This is a genomic window from Bizionia sp. (assembly GCF_048259285.1).
Classification (GTDB): Bacteria; Bacteroidota; Bacteroidia; order Flavobacteriales; family Flavobacteriaceae; genus Algorimicrobium; species Algorimicrobium hallyeonense.
On the sequence record NZ_JBLXHU010000029.1, the window covers coordinates 21,313 to 30,564 of the forward strand.

Below are 9,252 nucleotides of genomic sequence, written 5' to 3' on the forward strand. Positions count from 1 at the left end.
GGTTTTAATATTATCAATAAAATAGTTACTATTCTTGAGCAACTAATTCACCTAAATCATTATATACAGTGTATTTACCACCAGTTACAACAACAGTAGCAACAACTTTCTCGCCACCGCCGGTAGCTGAACTCGTATCACTATAAGAGAAGTATAAACTTGGGTATGATATACTAGTATGGAATTGACCTGTTTTAGCGATTTCAATTTCAAAAGGAATAGCAAAACCACCAATTAAAGATTCGTCATCATCAAAATTTAAATCAAAATCCCATAAGTCAACGATTACATCGTAAGATCCATCAGCCAATACTTCAGTTGGATTAGATCCACCTGTAATAATGTATTCTGGACAATCTCCTGTAAATGCAGATACATTTGCCCCAGCTACATATACATCAAAATCAACAACACCACATAAATCTGCTGTATCAGAAAGAGTTTCATCATCTTCCGTATAAGTATATTCTAAACCTGTATCATTATCAATTGCTAGTATTACATTCTCTTTCAGATATGTGTAAGTTTCATCTTTAGCCCAACTTAAACGCAAGCCCATGTTATCATCCGTATAGTTTTCAACATCAAAAGAAATGACATTGTTACCATTTATTAAACCTTGACCATTTCTAGTGTTGGTTAATCTAAATGTATACGTTTCAGTTCCCTCTACGTCTAAATCTAGAATGGAGTTAATCTGGAATGTATATGATGAAGCATAAGCCGGTACCTGAATTAAGTAGCCTTGGTTACCAAAACCATCATCTGGTGTTGTCGCAGCATCTGGATCACTTGGATCGCCCGTGTTATAATCTGCATTGTTACCACCTGAAATCATTTCTAATTTGAAATCTAAAGTTTCTTTGAAAGGCTTATCTACTGTTAATGTAACAGATACACTTTCTCCTTCTGTAATTGCACTTTCAGATACATTATCAATAGTTACTAGCGATTTTGGCGTAAACGTGTATTCCGTGTCATCATCATCACACGACGTAAAGCTTGCTAATACTAAAGCTGAAAGCATTATATGTTTTATATATTTCATTTTGTTCTAATTTATTTGTTAATACTTTTAACTTTTATTAAGGAGTTAGAATTATAGTCCAACCGGAATAGATTGGTGCACCACTCGCAGTTCCAATTCCAAACTGCTCAAATACAAGTTGACCACTATCATTTACATAACCAGGAACTCCTTGAATAATTTCGTTAGAGAATACCCATTCTGTAAATACTAACTGACCAGCACATGCATAAAAGTAAGAGGTATAACCACTAGTTGGCCATCCAAACATAGAACTCATTTGGTAATCACCACCACCTAAACTAGTAATAGTAAATGTACCAGATGTATTACCGCTTGCAGTATAAGTTCCTGATAAATCCGTTCTACACAATTGTAACTTAACAATTGTTGTTATTAGTTGTTCACCAATTACAACGTCACCACTAGTAGTGATTGTTTTTAAGTTTAATACATAGAATGAAATCTTACTAGCATCTAACGCGTTGTTATATACTTTTGTGTCAATTAAATCGAATGTAGAATTAGCTGGAATAGTTGATTCTAATGTGGTATCTACCAAATCAAAATGAACACCTTCTTGCGCTTCTACTGCGAAGTCATAAATTGTAGCTGTTCCAGCTTCTATTGCTAATCTTTGATCTTTAGTTAAGTTAAAAGTACTAGCATATTCGCTTGCAGTTAAATTTAGGTCTTGAATATCACCTATTTCATAAGTAACGGTGATTTCGCTATCAAGCGCTAAACCATTGTTTCCTCCTAATAAGTGAACAGGTACACCAAAATCAAAAACGGCATCAGTTACTTGTACAAAGTTTCCTAAAGTAACATCGTCTTTAAACCCTATGATTCTTGATCCATCTTCATTTTGGGTTGTGTTTTCTACTTCATCGTCTACTAAACACGAGAAGCAAATTACAGAAGCAAAAATTGCTGTAAAATAAATTTTTAAATTTTTCATAATTTCTATTTTTTTTTAATTATTGTGCCCAAAATGGTCCAGTAGCAAATACATCAGCACTTGTTTGGTCTGGTACGTTTGCAGAGTTTGAAATATACTCATCAGATGGGTACATCAAACGCATTGGTCTGGTTGAAGATTGAGCGGTTAAAGCTAAAGGAATATCATCTGGGAAACCAGTTCTTGTGAACTCGATATAAGATTCAATAGCATTTATACCATTAGTAGCAATCCATTTTTGTCTCATGATAGCCTCAAACTTATCGCTGTCTGATCCAACCCATCCTAAACCAGGAGTAGCAGGAGTGTAACCAGCTCTATTTGCGCCTAACAATTGGAAAGATGCATCAATTGCAGCTTCAAAACTAGCTTGAGCATCACCTGGAATTAATCCGAATAATTGTGCTTCCGCTTGCATTAATAAACTTTCAGCAGCAGTCATTACATAACCGTCTTGAGCTGAATCTATTAGTAAGCCAGGTCCAATTGGAGACAATCCAGCTGGTGAGTTATCACTGTCAGCACCTTGTTCATGACCAACAATTCCACCGCTTCCATCATCAGCTTCATCATATAAATAATTTACACGATCATCACCACTGTTAATTAAAAATGTAACAGCATATTGAGATGCTCTGTAGAAGTTATAACCTGTTGCAGTTGTCTCGTTATTAGAGAAACCAATGTAGTTATAAAAAGGGTTTTGTTGAGCAGTACTCTCTGAAGAGTAACCTGGGTTAATTGTAGCGTCATTATTTAAGAATGCAGCCGTTTGTAATCCTGGCAATTTGCTAGCTATAAAAGCAGCAGATTCAGAATCACCATTCATAGTCGCATCTGTTCTTTGACGTAATAATAGACGTAATTTTAATGAGTTACCAAAAGCAACCCAGCTAGACATAGATCCGTTAAAGATTACATCTTCGCTACCTACAGGAATGGTATTTAAACCTGCATTTGCAATTAAATCGATAGCCTCATCAACTTGGTTGTAAAGCTCCTCATATACTGCACGATCATCATCATAAGCAGGTGTTAAGTTCTCTATTCCTTTATGCGCTTCAAAATAAGGTACATCACCATATAAATCAACTACATATTGCATATAGAAAGACTTCATAATTTTAGAAATAGCCTTATGATGGTCATAATCAGCACTATCATAATCTATAATAGCTTGGAAGTTGTAAGTTCCTCTATATAATCCTGTAAAAAGGTCATTATAAAAGTTGTTATCAATTGCAAGCGTGAATTCTTCAGAGAAACCACCTGTAAACGAGTTTACGTTAGCTCCCCAGTTGTTCATCATGACATTTCCTAAACGGTTCATTCTTCGAGCTTGTGTTCTATAAGTATCACTCATAGCACCTGCTAAAATTAAATCCGGTGTCACATCTTCGGCAGAAGGTGAATTTGGATTTTTGTTTACATCCAAATAATCGCTGCACGATACAGTAATCGCGAAGATTACTAATAATAAAAATTTATATTTCGTTCTCATGTTTATTTATTAAAAAGTTAAATTAAGAGTCATACCGTAAGTTCTAGTAATAGGATATTGACCAGTAACACTTAAACCTTGATCGTTACCAGAACTTCTTCCGATTTCTGGATCCGCATAACCTCTGTTTTCAGCAGGTAATACAGTGAAAGGGTTTCTTGCATTAACACCTAGTCTTAAACTTGATAATCCTACGTTTTTCAACATTTCTTTTGAAAATGCATAACTTAATGATAATTCTCTTACTTTGAATGCTGTTGCATCTAATACAAAGTTTTCACTTACACTTCTGTACTCATTAGAAAAGTAATCTAAGTAGTTAGCATATGTAGTACCACCTGTAATTACATTTGTGTTTGCTTCGTATACTGGGTTAGCAGCAGTACCTGTGTTAATTGCAGAGTTAGGGAAAATAAATCCTCTACGTCCACCATCAGCAGATTCTACTAAGTGACCTGACCAAGATAACCAATCTTTAGTACCAGCCCAAAATTGGTGACCAGTTCTATAATCCATTACGGCAGCAAGTCTGATTCCTTTGTAGTTTACAGCAGTATTTAAACCTACTACGTAATCAGGGTTTGACTTCCCTAAAACTTGGAAACTACCAGTTTTTAATGGGTTACCTGTAGAAGGATCAATTAATACACGTCCTTGAGGATCTCTTTGGTAAGCAGTACCTTTAATTAAAGGAAACTCTTCACCAGCTGTTGCAAAAATACCTATATCGGCAAATGCAGCTAAAGCTACTTCGTCAGAATTGTCAGAAATCTTATCAATAACTGTTTCATCTGTTGCAAAGTTAACATCTAAATCCCAACGGAAATCTTTAGTTCTAATAGGTGTTAATCCTAAATCAATTTCAAAACCTTTTGTAGTAGAAGCCGCTACGTTAACTGTAGTATTAGCTAAACCAGAAGCAGCAGATGTTGTAATACCTGTTACTAAATCAGTGTTTTTAGTTTCATAGATAGAAAAGTCTAAACGAACTCTATCTCCTTTAAAGAAAGCTAAATTAAGGTTTAACTCATAAGATTCAATAAACTCGTTTACTAATAATGGATCCGCTATTGTTTGATCTAATACGAAAGAGTTTAATCCTCCAAATGGATAACCAGTAGCTTGGTTTAAAGTAGAATTAATTTGGTAAGGTCCAACACGGTCGTTACCTACTTTAGCCCAGTTTCCAGAAATTTTAGCATAATTTAATATACCACCTTTCTTTAATCCAGGGAAAGCGTTAGTGGCAACAAAAGATAAACCTACAGAAGGGTAGAAGAACGAGTTACGATCGTCTGCTAATCTTGAAGTCCAGTCATTACGTCCAGTTACCGATAAATATAAGAAATCCTTATAACCTAAATCTAAACTTCCTAGTAAAGAGAAACGACGGTCTCTCTGAATAGTGTTAAATGTATTTGGTCTTCCTGTAATGTTATCAATGTTGTAATATCCTGGAATTGTTAGGTTACTACCATTTACTTGTGTAGCAGAAAACATATTATCTTGAATATTATTACCTACTAAAGCTGTTAATGAAATATCATCAGTTAACATATAGTCAAAGTTTACAAAAATATCATTATAGATATTTGTTTCTTCACTATTACTTTGTCCAAATTGTGAAACTGTAGAATGATCTCCACCACCAATACCAATAGTATCAATGTATTCATTTGTATAATTTCTTGTATAACTCTTGAAGTTACGAACACTACTGTTCATTACAACGTTGATGTTATCATTTACATCATACTTAATATTTGCAACACCATTCATTCTAGTAGTATTACTTGAATTTCTAATGTTATCTCTCATCCAATATGGATTTCTGTAGTAAGATGTCCAGTGTCCTTCGTTACCAGAGTTCTCAAATAACTCAACAGGAACGTTAGACGCTGTTTGTAATAATTCCGTAAATAAGTTTGGTGTTGTAGTTTTAACAGAAGACGTATTATACGTTACGTTACCACCAACATTCCATTTACCTAATTGTTTGTTACCTTTAAATAAAACGGTTGTTCTGTTTAATTCATCACCTTCAACAACGAATTCAGTTTGTTGGTTGTTTACGGATAATAAAACATTACCTGTTTTATCACCTGCAGAAAGTGTAACACCATTTTGTAAAATAGTACCTGTTTTAAAGAATTCTTTAATATTGTCACTATCACCAGAGTAAGGCGCCATAATGTAAGAACCATCAGCTTGAGGTAAACCTACTGGCTGCATAGTACCATCAAATTCTGGACCCCAACCTCCGTTTTCGTAAGATGTATGAACACCATTCCAACCTTGACCGTATTTAGTCTGACGTTCTGGAACAAATGCTACATCCTCAAAGGAGATAGAAGAATTTACAGAAACTTCAATTTTTTCGCTAGAAGATCCGCTTTTTGTAGTAACGATGATAACACCGTTAGAACCTTGAGAACCATATAATGCACTACCACCAGCACCTTTAATTACGTTGGTAGAAGCAATGATTTCAGGAGCTAAATTAGCAAGTGTGTTTGCACTAGAAATAACACCATCAATAACAATCAACGCTTGGTTGTTACCTGTTAATGAACGGTTACCCCTTAATACAATTCTAGTTGTTTGATCAACACCGTTATTCGTTGTGTTAATTTTTAAACCAGACACCTTACCAGTTAAACTCTGTACTGCGTTTGGATTGGCAGCTTGTGTTAATTCTTCTGCATCAACCACTTTCGTAGCTGCAGTTAACTCACCTGCTGTTCTCTCAACACCTAAAGCGGTAATAATTACCTCTTCAAGAGCTTCACTATCAACCTCCATTGCAAAGCTAATGTTATTAGCCGAGCCAACAGTCATTTCTTTTGTTGTGTAGCCAATAAAGGAATACGATAGCACGTCTCCTGAGCTCGCATTGATGGAATAATTACCATCAAAATCTGATTGAGTTCCAGTTGTAGTACCTTTTACAATAATATTAACTCCGGGAAGAGGTAATCCGTTTTCATCGGAAATCGTTCCTGAAATTGTTTTTTCTTGCGCAAACGTAAGTTGCACAACAAACGCTAGAAATAGCGTTAAAATTCCACTAAACTTTGTTTTCATTTTGTATTTTATTTGAATTAGTCTAGGCCAAAAATCATAATAAAAAGTTAATTAAACAATAAATAAGGGTTAAAATTTCAAAATATTTTCAAAAACTACGCTTTTTAACACCTATTATTCCTAAAAAAGTGCGGATAAACTTAAATGTATTTTGGAATTGGATAGTTTGAAACTTTGGTTTTCGCTTTTACCGTTGGCATAATTGAAGCGTAAAAGTCCGGCTTTGGTGTTTAAACCGAAACCAAAACCAAAACTATATAGTTTTTCTTTTTGATCTATTATTTTATTTTCAAAATAGGCTAAGTCTATTATAGAGTGTATATATAAATCACTGCTTAATGAATACCGATACTCGGTAGCTAGTATGCCGTACAATGTGGCGCTTAAGCTGTTTTCTTCAAAACCTCTAATGGAATTTATACCGCCAAACCTGCTTAATTCATTCTCTAAATAACTGTCTGAAAACAAACCAAAACTAGTTGTCCTTAAATAAACATTGTTTTTTGAGTTTAAATTGAAGATTTTAAAGGCGTCCACGCGGTATTGATATTGCTGATCTTTTTGTTGTGAAATGGTCCGATTACCAATGCCGGTTTCCAAGTAGATTTGTGCATTTCTTTTAAATATTGAACGGTCGGGAATCCGATTTATAAATGTGTAGCCAATTGTGTAGAAAGTTGTTTCGTAATCTTTAATAAATGGATTTAAATTGGTACTGCTTAAAAGGTTGTTTGATTTGGTGGATTTAATGCCAACGGAAAATTGATTTTTGGAATTTAATTGGTAATTAATTCGTGCGCTTTGATCGGCCGTTGTAAACGAAGAGTCTTTTTTGAAAATAGTAAGCTCTAATTCTGTGCCAATAGGCGAATTAAATAAATAGGGTAGTTTTACATTTACGTTAAACGATTTTTGTTCACTCTCATCGCTTCTATATGCTAATGATAAACTTTCTCCAAAATTCAAATTATTGGTGAGTTCAAGATTTAGGTAGCCTGTTAATTCTAGTTTGCTCGTCTCTTCATTGGTTCCAAATCCTAGAAAACCATCAAAGGTGTTGCTTTTTGTTTTTTCAATGTATACATATAATATGGTAGAGTCTTTACTGAATAAAATTTCAGGCTCTCTTAATTGGTTGGCAAATGGTAATTCCTGAAGTAAGTTTGTTTGTTTTTTTATTTCCGATAAGTTTAAAGGTTTGCCTGTTCGTAATTTTAAAAAATATTTCAAGTATGACTTCGGAAACTTGTCATATCCCTTAACAACTATTTTATTAACAAAGCGCATTTCATTATCTCCAGACAGAACTAAATCTGCTTTTAATCTGTTAACCCCTGATTTTTTTATGTTATCCAGTTTAAGCGTATTAAAAGGTAGGCCTTGGTCTGATATTTTTTTATTGATAAATTGAAGTGTTTGTTCAATTTCTTTAAAACGGATTGTAAAATACAGTTTACTACTATGAACACGTAACTGTTTTAATGTGCCCGGCGGAAGGTTCTTGGAATTAAAATAGACATCTATATTTTTGTAAGGTTGGCCTAATGAAACGGAAGTTTCAAACATAGAATCATTTTTTTTGGTAATACCATGCCATTTGGAATCAATATATCCCAATTTGCTTAATTGATATTTAAGCGTATTTATTTCGCGGTTTAATGAATTGTAATCCGCGTGTTTTTTTTGATAGCCTATGGAGTCTATGACAGAGGTGTTTTCTGTTAATTCGTTTTGAATTTTTAGATACAAATTTTGTCCCATTAAATCAGGAGTTGATCCAAAGAGTGTAATAAGGAATAAAAAAAGAAATCTATGCACGCTTTTTATGAAAGTCTTTAAAATGTAAAACTAACGCAAAAAGATTCGTTTTGATATAATTTGGTGTGTGATTTTTAATTAGAATTGAAAATTAATGAATTAACGTTTGAAAAATAAAATTTTATTTCTACCTTTGCAGCCCTCAAATGAGAGGTTAAACATAAATTATATAGAAATATATGCCAACAATTTCACAATTAGTACGTAAAGGAAGAACCAAAATAACCAAGAAGAGTAAATCGGTTGCTTTAGATTCGTGTCCACAAAGACGTGGAGTATGTACGCGTGTTTACACTACTACACCTAAGAAGCCAAATTCTGCAATGCGTAAAGTTGCAAGGGTAAGGTTAACAAATGGTAAAGAAGTAAATGCTTACATCCCAGGAGAAGGACACAACCTACAAGAACACTCGATAGTATTGGTTAGAGGTGGAAGGGTAAAAGATTTACCAGGAGTTAGATATCACATTGTACGTGGTGCCTTAGACACAGCAGGTGTTGCAGGCAGAACGCAACGTAGATCTAAGTATGGTGCAAAACGCCCTAAAAAGTAATTAAAAAACTTTAAGAAGAAGACATGAGAAAAAGAGCAGCAAAAAAGAGACCGCTTTTACCAGATCCACGTTTTAACGATCAGTTAGTAACTAGATTCGTAAACATGATGATGTGGGATGGTAAGAAGTCAGTAGCTTTTAAAGTGTTTTACGATGCAATTGATATCGTAGAAGAAAAGAAAACAGATGATGAGAAAACTGCACTAGAAATGTGGAAAGATGCTTTATCTAATGTGATGCCTCACGTAGAAGTACGTAGTCGTCGTGTTGGTGGTGCTACATTCCAAATTCCTATGCAAATCCGTCC

At 34.2% G+C, this 9,252-nt stretch carries 6 protein-coding genes and 1 pseudogene; 2 read left to right on the forward strand and 5 right to left on the reverse strand.

Going from position 1 to position 9,252, the window contains the following annotated elements; translation table 11 throughout:
* Positions 1–28 precede the first annotated feature (28 nt).
* From ACN0QX_RS12240 to ACN0QX_RS12260, 5 genes are all read right to left on the reverse strand, one after another.
* Entirely contained in the window at positions 29–1,048 is a 1,020-nt protein-coding gene (locus tag ACN0QX_RS12240) for a hypothetical protein (protein WP_417197330.1), read from the reverse strand.
* Positions 1,049–1,085: 37 nt separating this feature from the next.
* Positions 1,086–1,988: a hypothetical protein gene (locus tag ACN0QX_RS12245; RefSeq protein WP_417197332.1), complete on the reverse strand. Its 903-nt coding sequence runs from the start codon at positions 1,986–1,988 to the stop codon at positions 1,086–1,088.
* Between the two features lie 19 nt (positions 1,989–2,007).
* Entirely contained in the window at positions 2,008–3,489 is a 1,482-nt protein-coding gene (locus ACN0QX_RS12250) for a SusD/RagB family nutrient-binding outer membrane lipoprotein (protein ID WP_417197333.1), read from the reverse strand.
* Positions 3,490–3,498: 9 nt separating this feature from the next.
* A complete protein-coding gene (locus ACN0QX_RS12255) occupies positions 3,499–6,573 on the reverse strand; it encodes a SusC/RagA family TonB-linked outer membrane protein (RefSeq protein WP_417197335.1) in 3,075 nt (1,024 codons plus the stop codon).
* Between the two features lie 120 nt (positions 6,574–6,693).
* Positions 6,694–8,391, reverse strand: a complete 1,698-nt coding sequence (locus ACN0QX_RS12260) for a hypothetical protein (RefSeq protein ID WP_417197337.1) — start codon at positions 8,389–8,391, stop codon at positions 6,694–6,696.
* Positions 8,392–8,570: 179 nt separating this feature from the next.
* On the opposite strand from ACN0QX_RS12260, the gene rpsL reads away from it, so the two are divergent.
* Positions 8,571–8,945: a 30S ribosomal protein S12 gene (rpsL, locus tag ACN0QX_RS12265; protein ID WP_014782632.1), complete on the forward strand. Its 375-nt coding sequence runs from the start codon at positions 8,571–8,573 to the stop codon at positions 8,943–8,945.
* 23 nt (positions 8,946–8,968) lie between these two features.
* A pseudogene (locus ACN0QX_RS12270) lies at positions 8,969–9,252 on the forward strand (30S ribosomal protein S7); the annotation flags it as partial.